The following is a 15987-nucleotide window of genomic DNA, read 5'->3' on the forward strand; positions in this document are numbered from 1 at the left end:
GGTGGGACGAGGTCAGCGGGAGTCGGGGGCGGGCTGCTGTGGGGGGTGGGCGTCCCGGGGGGTGAAGGCGGTGGCCCAGGGGGTGGTGACGGTCTCCGGGATTCCGCGGGGCCGGGTGGCGGGCTCCGGGAGGGGTTCGGCGGCGCGGAGTTGGTCGATGCTCTTCGTCATGCCGGCCTTGAGGCGGGGTGCCAGGGGCCTCTCGATGAGCCGGTGGGCCAGCCAGGAGGCGACGAGCATGCCGGCGGTGACGATGGCGACCGCCGTCCAGGGCTTGGTGCCGTGGTCGTAGAGGGCGCGCAGGGCGGTCCAGCCCATGGTCTCGTGGAGGAGGTAGAGGGGGTAGGTGAGGGCTCCGGCGAAGGTCAGCCAGCGCCACCGGATCCGGGAGCCCCAGCCCAGGGCGACCCCGATCATGACGAGGTAGGAGAGGCTGGTCAGCAGGACGGCGGGCCAGGTCGGCAGGTCGACGCGGCCGAGGAAGCGGCTCACGTTCACCTGGTGCTGGAGAGTGTAGAGGACCGAGACGATCCAGCTGATCCCGACGATGCCGAAGAGCATCAGGTTGGGACCGTACCGGTGGACCAGGTAGAGCGCGAGGCCGGCGACGAAGAACGAGGAGACCTGCGACATCGCGAAGAACTCCAGGACCGGCGACTTGGTGCTCTCCGAGACGATGCCGGCGACCGTCCAGATCGAGCAGAAGGCCACGATCCGCCGGTAGGTCACGCCCCGCCAGACCACGATGGCGAAGAGCAGGTAGAAGCGCAGCTCGATCCAGAGCGTCCAGTAGACGGCGTCGACGTGCTTGATGCCCAGGCCCTCCTGGAACATCGTCAGATTGGCGAGCACCTGCTCCGGGGGAAGCGGCTGGCGAACGAGCGGCCACATCGTGACGACCGCGGTGGTGAGCAGGACGGCGAACCAGTACGCGGGGTAGAGCCGGATGACCCGGGAACGGACGAAGTCGCCCACCGGGCGGCCCCAGCTGCTCATGCAGATCACGAAGCCGCTGATCACGAAGAACAGGCAGACGCCGGTCCACAGATAGGCGCCGAGGAAGGAGGCGCGGTGGAACACCTGCTCCACCGGCTGGCCCCAGGCACTGTCCGTGGCCGAGCCGCCTCCGCCGTAGCCGACGTAGTGGTGGAAGACCACCATCAGTGCGGCCAGGATGCGCAGTCCGTCCAGGACGGCGAGCCGGCTGCCCTTCGCGGACTCGCGGCGGCCCGAGGAACCTGATCGTTGCCGGGGGAAAATGGTCACGGCAGAAGATAGCGCACAGACGTTCCCGTGCCCGGTACGGCCGGATTGCCCACGGGGCGGGGCGGAGGTCGGACGGGGGCGCCGACGGCTCACGCCGGGAGGCTCGGCGGCAGGGACCGGACGACGGCCAGGGAGGCCACGGCGGCGGCGAAGCCGAGCAGCGCGCCCGCCGCGACGTCGCCCGGGTAGTGCACGCCGGTGTGGACCCGGGAGTAGCCGACCGCGGCCGCCACCGCGCCGAGCGGGACCGCCATCGGCGGCAGCAGCACGCCGACCGCGGTGGCGAAGGCCGTCGCCGAAGCCATGTGACCGGACGGGAAGGAGGCCGACTCGGGCATCGGCACCTGCCGGCCGACCACCACCTTGGCCTGCTCCCGGTCGGGCCGGGGGCGGCGGACCAGCTGCTTGCCGACCAGGTTCGCCGTCACCGAGGCCAGCGCCACCGCGCCGACCCCGGCCACCGCGGCCTGCCGCGGGCGGCCGGGGACAAGGGCGAGGAGCGCGGCGACGGCCAGCGAGATCTTCGAGTGGTCGGCGGCCCGGGAGAGGCGGCGCAGCGCGGAGTCCAGGGCCGGGGTGGGGGCGCCGGCGACGGCCGCGTAGACGGCTCCGTCGAGCGTCCGCAGGTCGGTGAGCACGGCCTGCGGGGCGGGCGGGGCGGCGTGGTGCTTCGGATCAGTCACGGGTCGGCCCCTCGATGGTCGGATCGGAGTGGCCGTGGGTGCCGGGGAGGCCGCGGCCGAGCGCGAGGTCGGCCAGCCGGTGCCAGTTCACGGGTGGCGCGGAGGCGGGGACGCCAGGGCGGTCGCGCGGCACCAGGACCCGCAGCACCCGCGGACGCAGGGTGCACACGACCGGTACGGGCATCCGCAGCGCCTCGCCGTCGACCGCCACCGGGATCTCGTCCCCGTCCGCGGTCGCCTCGACCCGCCGGGCGGTCAGCGCTCTCAGCCCGGTGGAGCGGCCGCCGCGCACGACCACGTCCGCGGCCTCGGCCGCGCCCTCCACCCGGATGCCGAGCACGCCGAGTTCGCCGCCGTCGAGCCGGGGGCGGCGGTCGCCGATGCCGAGGCCCTCGGTCGAGCCGTACGGGTTGTTGCTGACCAGCACCGCCTGCTCGCCGGTGAGCACGGTGGCGTCGGCCCGGACGTCGATGCGCGGCACGCCCTCGCCGACCAGCAGCTGGGGCAGCAGCGCCAGCACCGTTCCGATCTTGTCCTCCCGGTACTCGGGGCGCTGCACGATGTCGGCGTACACCCCGAAGGAGACGGTGTTGACGAAGGCCCGGCCCGAGACCTCGCCGAGGTCGACCCGCAGTTCCTCGCCGTCGGTCAGCGCGTCCAGGGCGCGGGACGGGTCCGTGCGGTCGAGGCCGAGGTCCAGGGCGAAGTGGTTGCGGGTGCCGGCGGGGAGCACCAGGAACGGCAGGTCGTGCTCGGCGGCGACGGCCGCGACCGGCGCCAGGCTGCCGTCGCCGCCCGCAACGCCGAGCAGGTCCGCGCCCTCGGCCACGGCCGTACGGGCGAGCGCGGCGGGATCGGTGGGGGCGGTGCGGTCGAACAGGACCACCCGGGCGCCGAGTTCCTCCGCCCGCTCGACCAGTCCGAAGCGGCCGACCTTCCCGCCGCCGGACTTCGGGTTCATGATCAGGACCGGCCGCTGCGGCCGGGGCGCGGCAACCGCCTGCATCGGCGGCTCCGGAGCGGCCCTGCGCAGTGCCGCGCGGGCGAGGGCCAGCGCGACTCCCCAGCACAGGACGAGGGCCAGGGCGGTCAGCCACAGCCGGTGGTGGGCGAAGAGCACCAGCACCGCGACCGGTGCCGCGATCGCGACGAGCAGCCCGAACACCCGGACCGCTCCCCGGTAGGCCAGGAACCACCAGATGCCGGCGGCCCAGACGACCAGTCCGAGCAGCCCCGCGGCGACCACCAGCAGTCCGCCCTCCCCCAGTGCGAACAGCAGCATGCCGACTGCCCCCGCCGCCGCCAGCAGGGCGACGCGCGCCAGCAGCCGCGCGCCGGCTCCCCCGCCGGTGTCCGCCGTCCGTGTCCCGTCGATCTCGTCCTCCCGTGCCGCGCCCTCGGGGCCCGGCCGGGCCCGGTGGTTGCCAGCAGCCTGCGCACTCCCGCGCCAGGGGGCATCCCGGCGGACCCGTCCGGGTGACGGGGAGCGGAACGGGGAGAGGCCTCGCCTACGGGGCGTCCGGGGTGAGGGCGAGGACGGCGAGGTCGTCGGCGAGGAGGCCGGCGTAGCGGTGGACGTCCTGGGCCAGGAAGGAGACCACCCGGTCGGGGGCGGTGCTGCCGAGGGCGGCGAGGCGGGGGGCCAGCGGATAGAAGGCGCCGGTGGTGTCGCGGGCCTCGCTGACGCCGTCGGTGTAGAGCAGGACGGTGTGGCCAGGCGGCAGCGCGACGGCGATCGCCTTGCTGCGCTCGTCGGCGGGGCCGAGGTGGCCGAGGCCGAGCGGGAGCTCGTCGGCGCAGGACACCGGGGATATGCCGCCTCCGCCGAGGAGCAGCGGCCTGGTGTGGCCGCGGTTGACGATCTCCACGCAGTCCGAGCCGGGCCGGTACTGGAGCAGGACGGCGGTGACGAACAGCTCGTCGTCGCCGCGGTCGGCGGCGTCGCGCAGCACCGCGCGGTCCAGCTGGTCGGCCAGTTCGACCAGCCCGGGGGTGTCGTACGCGGCCGCCCGGAACGCGCCGAGGACGTCGGCGACGGTGCGGACGGCGCCCAGGCCCTTGCCGCGGACGTCGCCGAGCAGCACCCGTACGCCGAAGCGGGTGTCGCACACCTCGTACAGGTCGCCGCCGACCAGCACGTCGGCCTGGGCCGGGCGGTAGAGGCCGGACAGCCGCAGCCCGCCGGTCCGCTCGGGCACCGGGCGCAGCACGGTGCGCTGCAGGGTCTCGGCGACCGTGCGGGCCTGGATCAGGTTGCGGTTCTGCCGGGTGCGCTGCCAGGACAGCGCGGTGCCCATGACGCCGGAGATCAGGGTGGTGATGTAGACCCAGACGTGGTGCTGCTCGGAGATGTGGTCCATGCGCAGTGCCAGGAGGAGCTGGAGCGCCAGCGAGCCGACCGTGGTGACGGCGGTCAGCACCGGACCGTAGCTGAACGCGGCCACCACGGGCAGCGCGGTCAGCAGGAAGCCGGCGGCGACGGCCTGCGGGACGACGGCCTCGGCGATCAGGTCCAGCACCAGCAGGATCGCCGGCAACCAGGGCACCCACCGCGGCACCTCGGGCTGCGGCGCCGCGGGGCGCGGCGGGCGGAGTGCTGTGGGCACGGTGGGGACCTCCTGGCAGGTGGCCGTTCCGGGTGATCGGTCCGGATTGGCCGCTTTCATCCCCCATGATCTCCCACGAACGGCAGCGCCACGAACGGCCGAACGTCCCGCCCGCCGGGGCCGGAGGAGCTCATTCCCCGGCCCGGCGGCCGCTGGTCGGCGAACCCTCGGCGGCCCCTCAGCGGACGGTCACCGGCAGGGTCTCGAAGCCGCGCAGCACCAGGCGGTCGCGCCGGGTGGGGACGCCGCCGGGGGCGAGCCGGGGGAAGCGGTCGAGCAGCGCGGGCACCGCGACCTCGGCCTCCAGCCGGGCCAGCTGGGAGCCCAGGCAGAAGTGGGCGCCGCCACCGAAGCTGAGCGGCTGGCTGTCGGTGCGGGTCGGGTCGAACACCTCGGGGCGCTCGTACCGGGCCGGGTCGTGGTGGGCCGAGCCGATCAGCAGGGTCACCCCGTGGCCGGGCGGGATCGGCATGCCCTCGATGGCCAGGCCCTCGCCCAGCGCGACCCGGCCGGTGACCTGGACCGGCGCGTCGAAGCGCAGCACCTCGTCGGTGAAGCCGGCCGGGGTGATCCCGCCGCTGCGCAGCCCGGCGACCACCTCGGGGTGGTGGAACAGCAGGTTCAGGCCGTTGCCGAGCAGGTTGGTGGTGGTCTCGAAGCCTGCCACCAGCAGCAGCACCAGGTTGGCCAGCAGTTCCTCGGCGGAGAGCCGCTCGTCGTCGGCGGCCGCTACCCTGGCCAGGTCGGTGACCAGGTCGTCCTGCGGACGGGCCAGGCGCTCGGCGGCCAGCTCGGTGAAGTAGCGGGTCAGCTCGTCGGCGGCCTTGTCGGCGTCGGTCAGCTCGTCCAGGTCCTGGACGAACTCCAGGGCGACGGTCAGGTCGGAGGCGAGGCCGCGGAAGCGGTAGCGGTCCTGCTCGGGCACGCCGAGCAGCTCGCAGATCACCCCGACCGGCAGCCGGAAGGCGAAGGCGTCCATGAAGTCCACCGGCGAGCCGTCGGCGCCCTGCTCGGCCATCTCGTCCAGCAGCCGGTCGACCGCCGCCTCCACGGCCGGGCGCAGCGCGGCGACCCTGCGGGCGGTGAACACCGAGGCGATCAGCGAGCGGACCCGGGGCTGGTCGGGGGCGTTGCGCTGGAGGATCGAGCGGCCGAACAGGACCAGCGAGGAGTGCTCCGTGTAGCCGGGGGTGAGGCCGGCCAGCATCTCGGCGGTCGCAACGCCGAAGGCGGGCATGCGCAGCACCTTGTTGGCCGCGGCGTAGCCGCTCACCATGAACATGCCGTTCCCGATCGGGGCCACCGGCCCCAGCTCGCGGGCCCTGGCGTACAGCGGGTACGGGTCGGCCGTGCCCTCCGTGGTCATCAGCTGCTCGATGATCGCCGCGCCGTCCATCCGGTGCTCCCCTCCACGAGATCAGGCTTCCCGCATGGTCAACCTCCGGTGGACGCAGTGAAGTTCCCGCACGGCTCGGCTCGTGCACGACGGGTGGGGCGCGCCGCGGCCGCCGGACGCGGGCGGGACGGGCCGGGCGCGGGCGGCGTGCGCGGCGGGACGGGCGCGGGCGGCTCGATAGGGTGGCCGGCATGGAGATCTGGATCAACCCGCGATGCGGCAAGTGTCGGACCGCGCTCGGCGAGCTGGACCGCGCCGGGGTCGAGTACACCGTGCGGCGCTACCTGGAGGAGCCGCCGACCGCGGCCGAGCTGGTGCGGGTGCTGGAGCGCCTGGGCCTGGAGCCATGGGACATCACCCGCACCGACGAGCAGGCCGCCAAGGACCTGGGGATGAAGGACTGGCCCCGGGAAGCGGGTGAGCGGGACCGCTGGATCGCGGCGATGGCCGAGCACCCGATCCTGATCCAGCGCCCGATCATCACCGCGGACGACGGTCACGCCGTCGTGGCCCGCACCCCCGAGGCCCTCAAGTCCGTCCTGCCGTAGGGCGGTTGCCGGCGGACCGGCGTCGGTCAGTGGCGCTGGATCCGCTCCACCGGCCGGCCCGGGTGCCAGTTGTGGACGAGCAGGTGGTCGCCCTCCACGGTGGTGTGCACCACCTGGTCGAGCTCCAGCCGGAACGCGTGGAACGGGGTGGGCGGCGGCTCGGGCAGATCGGCGGCGAAGGCGGCGAGTTCGGTCTCGTCGGCGACCTCCACCGCTCGGCCGGACACCTTGGAGTCCCCGCCGGCCATGGTCTCGTCCCCCGGGTGCGCGTGCAGCGCGAAACGGGCGTCGCGCCGGAGGTCACGCGCCTTGACCGCGCCGTACATCGACCCGATCCACAGGTCGGCGCCGACGAAGTCGACCTCCGTTCCGCTCACCCGGGGCGATCCGTCCTTGCGCAGCGTCGCCAGGACGTGGTGCTTGTTCGCCTCGAACCGGGCCCGGACCAGCGGCGCCAGATCGGGAGCCTCGTGCTCGAAATCCTGCCAGGTAGCCATGGCGCCAGTCTGGCACCCGGCACCGACGGCCGCCGTCCGCGGACCGCCCGGACGGGCGCGCGGGGAGAGAGCGGGCAGGAGCGGACGGACCGGGGGCGCCGGACCGTTGTCGGTGGCCGGTGCCAGACTGGCGGGGTGACCACCACAACCACGTACATCGCCTTCCTGCGCGCCATCAACGTCGCCGGACGGACGGTGCGGATGGAGCGGCTGCGGGCGCTCTTCTCCGACCTCGGGCTGGGCGGCGTCCGCTCCTACATCCAGAGCGGCAACGTCTTCTTCACCACCGACGAGCAGGACCGCGCGGCGCTGACCGGACGGATCGAGGCGCACCTGGAGGAGGCGCTCGGGTACCCGGTGCCGGTGCTGCTGCGGACGGTGGACGAGGTGGCCGGCCTGCTCGCCGCCGAGCCGTTCCGGGGCGTCGAGGTGACGCCGGACGTCCGGCTGGTCGTCGCCTTCCTCTCCGAGCCGCTGCCGGCCGACCTCGCCCTCCCCCACCGCTCGCCGAAGGGCGACGTCGAGGTGCTCGGCGCCGATCCGGGAACCGCGTACGTCGTGATCCACCTCCAGAACGGCAAGTGGGTCACCAAGGACATGTTCGGCAAGGCCTACCGGGGCGCGGTCACCTCCCGTTTCCTGCACACCACCGAGAAGATCCTGGCCGCCGCCCGCAAGGGCTGACGGCCCGTACGGCCGCCCCGAACCGGCCGGCACGGCACGGCATCCGGGAACCGGCCGTACGGCACCGGGAGCGGAGCCGGCCGCACGCCCCGAGCGCGCGGAACCGCCCGGCGGGAAAGGGCGTCTGGACTGCCGTGACGTACGAACCCCGCGCCCGGGCACCGCGCGATCTGGACAGCCGGAGTCGGCCGCGCCGAGAATTCGGCCATGACGCCTCCTGAACTCCCCACCGGCGCGGGCGGGCCGACCGGCGCGGTCCGCCCCTCCGACGCCGAGCGGGAGCAGGCACTCGGGGTGCTGCGGGACGGCGCGGGCAGCGGGCGGCTCTCGCACGACACCTTCCTCGGCCGGATGGACATCGTCCTGCAGGCCACCAGCCGCGGCGAGTTGGACGCGGCGGTGGCCGGGCTGCCGACCGGCGGACCGGTCGAGCGCTTCGTGCTGCGCACGGTCGGGCGGGTGTCCGCCTTCGGCGACCGGATGGGCCGGGCCTGGCGTACCGAGCGGCTGCCCGGGCTGAGCCTGCCCCAGGCCGGGGCAGGGCAGTTGACGATCGGCCGGCTCCCGGGCTCGGGGCTGCGGCTGCACGACGCCTCGGTGTCCAGAAACCACGCGGAGCTGCGGCACGAGCAGGGCGGCTGGGTGCTGTACGACCTCGGCTCGACCAACGGCACCCACGTGAACGGGCGCCGGATAGCGGGTGGCGTACGGGTCCGCCCGGGCGACCAGGTCCGGTTCGGGAACCTGGAGTTCCGGCTCGCCGCGTTCTGACCGGCCCGCCGACCCGTGGTCCGGACGGGCCCCGCCGCCCCCGCGTCAGTGCGGGAACTGCCGGGGCGGCCGCTGCCGGGGCAGCTCGTCCTGGAACTCCGCGATGACGGTGGCGATCTGGCGGGTCACCACGGTGCGCTCCAGCCGGTCCAGGTACCGGTGCTCGGCGGCCAGCGCCTCGACCGTGACGCCGAAGTAGAGCGTCATCAGCGGATTGACGAAGAGCTGCTCGCCCTTGGTCCGGTCGGTGAAGCGGACGTCCCCGAACTCGCCGCGCAGCGCGGCCGCCACCGAGCCGTTGACGATGCTGGGGTGCTCCGGGAAGGCGGCCCGGGCGTGCTCGACGGCGTCCAGGTAGAGCGCCCCCTCCCGGCTGTCGCGCGGAATGGAGAAGGCGCCGAGGTAGCCGCCGGCCCGGTCGATCGCGGCGAGGTTCTCCAGCACCAGGGAGTGGTTGACCCCGTGGTAGGCGTCGATGCCGAAGCCGAGGCAGGCGACCAGGACGCGCTCGGCGGCCAGCAGCCGGGTGATCAGCGGCGGTTGCAGCAGAGAAGTCACCGGCGGACGGCAGCAGGGCGACCGCGCCCGCCGCCCTCGGATTGTCAGTGGCGGGTGCGAGGATGCGGACATGACCGAGGAGACGGTTCTCACCCCCGACGTGCTGCGCGACGCCCAGGAGCGGGCCCGCGAGTTGATCCGGTGCGGCTTCCAGGAGCCGGACGAGATAGCCGAGTCCCTGGTCGATGACCTCGACGACCAGGGGCTGACGCAGGAGGAGGCGGAGCGGATCGTCGCTCCGCTGTGGACCGAGCGGCTGGCCGAGCAGGCGGCCTGGCCGGAGACCACCGAGGTGGACCGACTGGCGGACGCCTTCGACGCGCTGGAGGACCAGGGCATCGTCGCGGCGATGGACTTCACCTGCTGCGCGGGCTGCGGCTACGCGGAGATCGGCGGTGAGGCCGCGGCGGACTCGGTCGGCTTCGTCTTCTTCCACCAGCAGGACACCGAGGCGGCGGCCGCCGGGCGGGGGCTGATGCTGCGTTACGGCGGCTTCCGCGCCGAGGAGGAGAGCACCGCGGCCTCGGAGTGCCGGACGCTGGAGGTCGGGCGGGCGGTGGTCGCCGCGCTGGAGGCGGTCGGGCTTCCGGTGGAGTGGGACGGCTCGCCGCACACGGCGATCCGGGTCGCCCCGCTGGAGTGGCTCAACCGCCTGCCGGAGTAGGCGCCGGGGAGCGCTTCGCCGGTGTCGGGAGCCTGCGGTCGAGGCCGGGGTCAGTCCCGCTCGACGTGCAACTCGGCGTAGTGGTCGGCCTTGTTCGCCTTGCGCAGGGTGATCCTGACGCTGTTGACGGAGGTCTCGGAGTCCATGGCGGCGGTCTTCTTCCGGTCGCCGATGGTCACCTCGGCCGAGTCGTCGGTGACGTGGCCGACGGTCATCTCCATCGGGTTGTCGCCGCCGAAGACCTTGACGGTCTTGGTGCCCTCGGCCTTGTCGGTCTTGATGCCGACGGTGCACTTGTGGTCGTCCAGGCAGAGGGCCACGCCGCCCTCGCAGGCGGTCAGTCCGGCGCCGAGCACCAGGACGGCGCCGGCGGCGAGGAACACGGGGCCGCGCCGGGAGCGGGCGCGGGACCGAGTCCCGAAGTGGGCCCGGAAGCCTGTCCGGGAGCGGGGGTGGTGCGGGTCGGGGGTGCTGCGAGCTGTGGTCATGCCGTCGACGGTAGGGCGGCGGGCGCGGCCTGCCATCGACCGCCGGCGTGACGCCTTCCCTGGCACGGCCCGGAGCATCCGGGGCGCCTGGACCCCGAGGGCGATGGGGCGAATCCCCTAGGGGACGTGGGGAGTTGAGGTTTCACCCGATTCCCGACGCCTTCTGGCACATGCCGGAGGCCTGTGCTGGAGGCTCGTGCCACGCGCGTAGATCAACGGCCGGCGAAAGTTCCCCGGGTCAGTCGGTGACGCTCCCCAGTCCGATGCTCCCGACGCTCCCGACACTTCCGACGCCGCCGACCGCCGCGACGCCGCTGACCCCCACGACGCTGCCGACCGGACCGTCCGCCGGCCCCCACAGCGGCGAGGTGCAGCGCTGGTAGGTCGCGTGCCAGTGCGGCCAGCTGCGGGCCACGTCGTCGTCGCACTCGGCCAGCAGCCGCTCGACCAGCACGGGCTCCACACCCTCCAGCAACCAGACCAGCGCGTCCGCGACGCCCGGGCCGTCGGCCAGGCGCAGCAGGTCCAGCAGCTCGCCCAGCCCGCCGAGTCGGGAGCCCTCGGCGACCACCCGCTCCATCCGGGGCAGCAGTTGCCGCTCCTCGATCCGCAGGTGGGTCTCCAGCCGGGCGGCCAGGTCCTCCATCGCGTACGCGACCGGCCAGGCGCTGCCGGTGTCCCGGCTGGCTATCCGCACCAGCGTGGTGACCCGGGTGAAGGAGTGGTCCAGGTTGTGGTGGTCGTCCTCCAGCCAGTTGAGCAGCAGTCGCAGCTCGGGCGCGAAGCGGCGCACGATCGGCCAGAGCCGGGTGTCCTGCTGCTCGTGGTGGCAGGTGAGCATCGCGGTGACGAAGTTCCAGTGCCGCAGCAGCGCCTCGCCCTTGTCGTCCTCGTCGGGCTGGAGCAGTCGCAGCGCGTTGGGCAGCCGGGCGAGGTCCCGGCGCAGTGCGGCATGCACCAGGCGCAGCCCGGCGAACCGCAGGGTGGCCGGTTCCGCGTCGGCGGCCCGTCCGTACGCGTCCGCACCCAGGGGGACGGCTCCGGACTGGCCCTGCGCGGGCACGGTGGGGACGGGCTGGGGCACCAGGTGGATCGGCATGGCACTCTCTTCACGGCTTGGGGCACGGCGGGTGGTGGCGGCCGGTGGAGGACCGCCCCAGCCAAGGTGCTGGCAGTCGATCAGAAGCGAATCAATGTCCGATTGACGCGCAGGTCACGGGCCTGTGGACGAGCCTCGGCCCCGACGGAAAACAGCGGGGGACAGCGGGAAAGTGGGAGACGGGGAGTCCACCGGAAAGCAGGACCGCCGGCACCGGGAGCGCCGAATGCGCCCCGGCACCGGCGGCGGCAGGTGCGAACGGGTGGGAGCCGGGGCCTCAGTCGGACTCCGGCGGCGCCAGGTGGGCGGTGAGCCAGACCAGGGTGTCCGGGATCATCTTCTTGAAGTCCGAGGTCAGGTGCTTGCCACCGGGCTGCTCGTAGTACTCGATCTTCACCGGCGCGACCGCCTTGGCCACCCAGCTCTTGACCACCTTGGTCTCGTACGGGTTGGCGCCGCCCGCGGTGACCAGCATGCTCACATCGGCCTTGCCCTGGGCGACCAGCACGTCCGGGTTGTTGGCCGCGCGCTCGGCGTCGTGGCCCTTCCACAGCCCCGAGTCCGGGATGAAGTAGCCGTCGATCGGCACCGCGGCCTTGTAGACCTGCGGGTACTGGAGGGCGAGCTTGGCGCTGCAGAAGCCGCCGGTGGAGGCGCCCATCACGCCCCAGCCGTCACGGCCCTTCACGGTGCGGAAGTTGGCGCGGACGAAGTCCGGGATGTCCTCGGCCATCCAGGTGCCCATCTTGGGCTGGCCCGGTATGTCGGAGCAGTCCAGCGCGTTCTTCTCGTCGCCGTTGAAGTTCTGCACCGGCATGACCATGATGAACGGGTGGGACTTGCCCTCCTTGACCAGGCGCTCGTTCTCCTCCTGGATCGGCAGCTGGTTGTCGGTCCAGGTGTTGTAGCCGTTGCTCTGGCCGCCTGCGAACAGGGTGAGCACGGGGAAGCCGGTCTTGGCGAACTTGGGGTCGTTGTACTCGGGCGGCAGCCAGACCCAGACCTGCCCGGTGACGCCGGACTTCGCGCCGGTCACCTTGGTCATCATGATCGGGCCGGCGGAGGTGTCCCGGACCTTGTTGAGAGCGGCGGCGGGCCCGGTGGGCATCAGCACCTTGCCGGCGGCGGTCGGGGTCGCGCTGCCGGTCGTGGCCGGGCCGGTGCCGACGGCGCTCGGGCTGCCGGCCGAGCTGCTGCCGCCGGCCGGGGTGGCGTTCGCCGCGGCGCCGCCCCCCTTCCCACCGCCGGAACTCCCGCAGGCCGCGAGCGAGGCGGCCAGGGCGAGCACGGCGGCGCCGGACAGGACGGCGCGGGAACGGGACGACTGCCTAAGCACGGTGAGGACTCTCCGACCGATGTCGCGCCCGGTCCGTCTGGCCGGGCGGCGGCCCCCCGGTGGGGCCGGACAGACCCGGGGGCACAGCGATGGCACGTCCCCCGGAGCGATGGCGCGCCGCCCCTCGCGGGGGTGCGCCTTCCTGCGATCTTATGACGTAGGCCGGGGCGGCCCGGTTGCGAGGTCGCCACCGGAAATCCAATGTTTGTTCGCGATCGGGTAAAGACCCTCACCGGCCCCCCGACCGGCGGGGGCCGGACGGCGGGGGTGGCCCGTCCGGCCCCCGCCGGGCCGTCCGGATTTCGAGGGTTTTGCCCGGTGACGGACAGCCCTGCGGTCCGCGAGGATCCACAGGACACGCCCGACACGGGCCCGGGGCACGCCGGCGAGCGAGGCCCCGGGACCGACCGGGAACTGCCATCGAGGAGGGTGCCATGAAGGGTGCCGCGAACCCGCGGATCGCCGTCGTCACCGGAGCCGGGAGCGGCGTCGGCCGGGCGGTGGCCGTCGAACTGGCCGCTGCCGGCTGGCGGACGGTGCTGGCCGGCCGGCGGCCCGGGCCGCTGCGGGAGACCGCCGGGCTCTGCGCCGCCCCGGCCGACGTGGTGCCGACCGACGTCACCGACCCGGCCGCGGTGGACGCGCTGTTCGCCGCGGCCGCCGGGCGCCACGGCCGGGTGGACCTGCTGTTCAACAACGCCGGCGCCTTCGGCCCGGCCGTCCCGGTGGAGGAGCTGGCGGTCGAGGACTGGCGGGCGGTGGTCGACCTCAACCTGACCGGCGCCTTCCTCTGCGCCCGGGCCGCGTTCCGGCAGATGAGGGCACAGGACCCGCAGGGCGGCCGGATCATCAACAACGGCTCGATCTCCGCGCACGTCCCGCGCCCGCACTCGATCGCCTACACCGCGACCAAGCACGCCGTCACCGGTCTGACCAAGTCGCTGTCGCTGGACGGCCGCCCGTACCGGATCGCCTGCGGTCAGATCGACATCGGCAACGCGGCGACCGACATGACCGCCGCGATGGGCTCGGGCGCGCGGCAGGCGGACGGCCGGATCGCCCCCGAGCCGACCATGGACGTCGCCGACGTGGCGCGCACCGTACGGCACATGGCCGGGCTGCCGCTGGAGGCCAACGTGCAGTTCGCCACCGTGATGGCGACGGCCATGCCGTACATCGGGCGGGGGTGACGGACGGCTCCGTCGCCCCCGCCCGTCGTCGCCGCCACCCGCCCCGGGAGCGGCGGCGGCGAGGGGATCCCCGGAGGCCGGGCCTCACGGCCGCCAGGTGTCGTTCAGCGTGACCGTCCCGCCCGAGGGCACCGTCGCCGTCCGGTTGGCGCCGGACTCCCAGGTCACCGCGCCGCTCGCGTCCTTGCGGACGTACTTGTACTGGAAGGACGTGCCGGCCGGCAGCGACAGCGCCAGCGACCAGAGCGGGTAGCCGGCCGAGGAGAGCGGCAGCGCCTTCGCCGGGTCCCAGGCGCCGAGCGCCGCCGCGTCGCCGACCACGTAGATGTTCTGCCCGGGCGAGGTGGTCGCGTTGACGTTGAACGAGGCGGCGGAGACGCTCGCGCCGGGCTGGACGTACAGCGCGACCGCGTCGCCCGCGCCGACCGTCGCGGTGAACTGCCCGTTGGCGCCCACCTGGTACGTCGGCCCGGTGCAGCCGCCGCCCGCCTGCGGGTCGCCGTGCTGGACGTCGCAGTAGGTGCCGGCCGGCAGCCCGGTCTGGAAGGTCCGGGTGATCGCGCCGCTCTCGTGGTTGATCGCCACGTAGCCCCTGTTGCCGCGGCCGAAGGCGATCGCGTTGTTGCCGTTGGACCACCAGTCGGTCACCCCGGTGCCCGCCACCGCGTTGCGGAAGCCGACCATGTTGGCGACCTGCCGCCAGGCGTGGGTGCAGTTCCAGCCGTCCTGGTAGCAGGCGTTGACGGTGCCGCCGTTCGGCGGGCCGTCGTCCTTGTTGGTGAAGGAGTAGCCGGAGTAGACGTTGGGGGCGCCGTACGGCGAGGCCAGCAGGAAGACGTTGGCCAGCGTGTAGGTGTTGCCGTAGGTGTAGTTGAGGGTGGAGCCGTTGCGCTCGGTGTCCCAGTTGTCGACGAAGCCGCGCGCCTGGCCGCTCGGCAGGTAGCCCCAGGAGGCGCCCCAGCCGCTGAGGTTGGCGAGCTTGTCGGCGGTGAACATCCGCTTGAGGTCCATGCCGACCCGGAACTCGTCCACGTCGCCGGTGCCGGTGTACTCGGTGGGCTGGACCGGCTCGCCGGCGCCGTAGATGACCTCCTGGACCCAGTAGGCCTTGGGGTTGGCCATCTTGGCCTTGATCGCGGCGAGGTCGGCGGCGGCGATGTGCTTGGCGGCGTCGATCCGGTAGCCGTCGACCCCGAGCGAGGCCAGGTCGTCCAGGTAGTGCGCGATGGTGGTCTGGACGTACGTGCTGGCGGTGTCGAGGTCGGAGAGGCCCTCCAGCTCGCAGTTCTGGACGTTGCCGCGGTCCTGGTAGTCGGTGATCGGCTGGCGGCAGGTGTGGAAGTCCTGGTTCTGGTACGTGCCCGGGTAGTTGTACTTGGTGTACGCGGTGCCGCCGGTGCCCGTGCCGGAGCCCGCCGACATGTGGTTGACCACCGCGTCGGCGATCACCTTGACGCCGGCCGCGTGGCAGGTGGCGACCATGTTCTTGAAGGACGTGCGGTCGCCGAGCCGCCCGGCGATCTTGTAGCTGACCGGCTGGTAGGAGGTCCACCACTGCGCGCCCTGGATGTGCTCCTGCGGCGGGGAGACCTCGACGAAGCCGTAGCCCTTGGGTCCGAGGGTGGAGGTGCAGGCCTGGGCCACGGAGTCGAAGCGCCACTCGAAGAGGGTGGCGGTGACGTCCTTGCCGTTGCCGGCGGGCGGGGCGGCCTGGGCGGCGGGGGCGCCGAGGGCGGTGCCGAGCGAGAGCGCGAGCGCCGCCGAGGCGGCGAGCGCACCGGCCGCGCGGGCGGGCCGGCGGGCGGGGGCGGTGGTGACCACGTCGTCTCCTGAGGGTGGCTGGGGTGGGGCAGCCGAAGGGGGCGAAGTCTGCAGGGGTTTTCTGTAACTTGCCGGAAACTTGCAGCGCTGAACCTAGAGGCGCCCGGAGGGACCGTCAAGACCCCGGCACGACGGGGCCCCTGGTCCGACGAACCCCGCACGACAAGGGCCCCCGGCACGACAGGACCCCGGTCCGACGACACCCCGGCACGACAAGGGCCCGGCAGCCGTAGCCACCGGGCCCCTCACCTGTCCTGGTTCACCGGCCCGTCAGGAGCCGGTCCGGGCTCAGCCGGTCTGGACGGAGGTGTCGTCGATCACGAAGCTGGTCTGGAGCGAGGCGTCCTCGGTCCCGGCGAACTTCACCGTGACCGTCTGGC

General features: G+C 73.6%; 15 protein-coding genes and 1 pseudogene. 5 read left to right on the forward strand and 11 right to left on the reverse strand.

Going from position 1 to position 15987, the window contains the following annotated elements; all coding sequences use genetic code 11:
- Positions 1-12: 12 nt before the first annotated feature.
- From ACWDBB_RS19490 to ACWDBB_RS19510, 5 genes are all read right to left on the reverse strand, one after another.
- Positions 13-1266 (reverse strand): acyltransferase family protein, encoded by a 1254-nt coding sequence (locus ACWDBB_RS19490; RefSeq protein WP_449790774.1) that lies wholly within the window; start codon positions 1264-1266, stop codon positions 13-15.
- Positions 1267-1355: 89 nt separating this feature from the next.
- Positions 1356-1949 (reverse strand): phosphatase PAP2 family protein, encoded by a 594-nt coding sequence (locus ACWDBB_RS19495; protein ID WP_449790775.1) that lies wholly within the window; start codon positions 1947-1949, stop codon positions 1356-1358.
- Positions 1942-3231, reverse strand: a complete 1290-nt coding sequence (locus ACWDBB_RS19500) for a diacylglycerol/lipid kinase family protein (protein ID WP_449790776.1) — start codon at positions 3229-3231, stop codon at positions 1942-1944. Before ACWDBB_RS19500 ends, ACWDBB_RS19495 begins: the two co-directional genes overlap by 8 nt.
- A gap of 226 nt (positions 3232-3457) precedes the next feature.
- Positions 3458-4555: a PP2C family protein-serine/threonine phosphatase gene (locus tag ACWDBB_RS19505; protein WP_449790777.1), complete on the reverse strand. Its 1098-nt coding sequence runs from the start codon at positions 4553-4555 to the stop codon at positions 3458-3460.
- A 178-nt stretch (positions 4556-4733) separates the two neighbouring features.
- Positions 4734-5951, reverse strand: coding sequence for a cytochrome P450 (locus ACWDBB_RS19510; protein ID WP_449790778.1), 1218 nt, complete (start codon positions 5949-5951; stop codon positions 4734-4736).
- 191 nt (positions 5952-6142) lie between these two features.
- Between ACWDBB_RS19510 and ACWDBB_RS19515 the strand changes: the two genes are divergently transcribed.
- Positions 6143-6499: an arsenate reductase family protein gene (locus ACWDBB_RS19515; protein ID WP_449790779.1), complete on the forward strand. Its 357-nt coding sequence runs from the start codon at positions 6143-6145 to the stop codon at positions 6497-6499.
- Positions 6500-6525: 26 nt separating this feature from the next.
- Here ACWDBB_RS19515 and ACWDBB_RS19520 read toward each other — a convergent pair whose 3' ends face one another.
- Positions 6526-6996 carry a pyridoxamine 5'-phosphate oxidase family protein gene (locus ACWDBB_RS19520; RefSeq protein WP_449790780.1) on the reverse strand — a complete coding sequence of 157 codons (471 nt, stop codon included), beginning with the start codon at positions 6994-6996 and terminating at the stop codon, positions 6526-6528.
- A gap of 135 nt (positions 6997-7131) precedes the next feature.
- On the opposite strand from ACWDBB_RS19520, the gene ACWDBB_RS19525 reads away from it, so the two are divergent.
- Positions 7132-7680 carry a DUF1697 domain-containing protein gene (locus tag ACWDBB_RS19525; RefSeq protein ID WP_449790781.1) on the forward strand — a complete coding sequence of 183 codons (549 nt, stop codon included), beginning with the start codon at positions 7132-7134 and terminating at the stop codon, positions 7678-7680.
- Between the two features lie 207 nt (positions 7681-7887).
- Positions 7888-8451 carry an FHA domain-containing protein gene (locus ACWDBB_RS19530; protein WP_449790782.1) on the forward strand — a complete coding sequence of 188 codons (564 nt, stop codon included), beginning with the start codon at positions 7888-7890 and terminating at the stop codon, positions 8449-8451.
- 45 nt (positions 8452-8496) lie between these two features.
- Here the strand turns inward: ACWDBB_RS19530 and ACWDBB_RS19535 are convergent.
- Positions 8497-8952 (reverse strand): annotated as a pseudogene (locus ACWDBB_RS19535) (DUF1152 domain-containing protein); the annotation flags it as partial.
- Between the two features lie 127 nt (positions 8953-9079).
- On the opposite strand from ACWDBB_RS19535, the gene ACWDBB_RS19540 reads away from it, so the two are divergent.
- Complete coding sequence (locus ACWDBB_RS19540; RefSeq protein WP_449790783.1) at positions 9080-9673, forward strand: DUF6891 domain-containing protein; 594 nt, start codon at positions 9080-9082, stop codon at positions 9671-9673.
- Positions 9674-9723: 50 nt separating this feature from the next.
- On the opposite strand, the gene ACWDBB_RS19545 is transcribed toward ACWDBB_RS19540, so the two are convergent.
- The 3 genes from ACWDBB_RS19545 to ACWDBB_RS19555 all read right to left on the reverse strand — a co-directional run bounded on the left by ACWDBB_RS19545 (position 9724) and on the right by ACWDBB_RS19555 (position 12596).
- Positions 9724-10161 (reverse strand): hypothetical protein, encoded by a 438-nt coding sequence (locus tag ACWDBB_RS19545; RefSeq protein WP_449790784.1) that lies wholly within the window; start codon positions 10159-10161, stop codon positions 9724-9726.
- Between the two features lie 238 nt (positions 10162-10399).
- Positions 10400-11260 (reverse strand): hemerythrin domain-containing protein, encoded by an 861-nt coding sequence (locus tag ACWDBB_RS19550; protein WP_449790785.1) that lies wholly within the window; start codon positions 11258-11260, stop codon positions 10400-10402.
- A 277-nt stretch (positions 11261-11537) separates the two neighbouring features.
- Complete coding sequence (locus tag ACWDBB_RS19555; protein ID WP_449790786.1) at positions 11538-12596, reverse strand: alpha/beta hydrolase; 1059 nt, start codon at positions 12594-12596, stop codon at positions 11538-11540.
- A 434-nt stretch (positions 12597-13030) separates the two neighbouring features.
- On the opposite strand from ACWDBB_RS19555, the gene ACWDBB_RS19560 reads away from it, so the two are divergent.
- The gene (locus ACWDBB_RS19560; protein WP_449790787.1) at positions 13031-13786 is read left to right on the forward strand and encodes an SDR family oxidoreductase; all 756 of its coding nucleotides are present in this window, start codon (positions 13031-13033) and stop codon (positions 13784-13786) included.
- 84 nt (positions 13787-13870) lie between these two features.
- Here the strand turns inward: ACWDBB_RS19560 and ACWDBB_RS19565 are convergent, their stop codons facing one another.
- Entirely contained in the window at positions 13871-15607 is a 1737-nt protein-coding gene (locus ACWDBB_RS19565) for a carbohydrate-binding module family 20 domain-containing protein (protein ID WP_449790788.1), read from the reverse strand.
- Positions 15608-15987: the final 380 nt, after the last annotated feature.

This window comes from Kitasatospora sp. NPDC001095 (assembly GCF_053598615.1).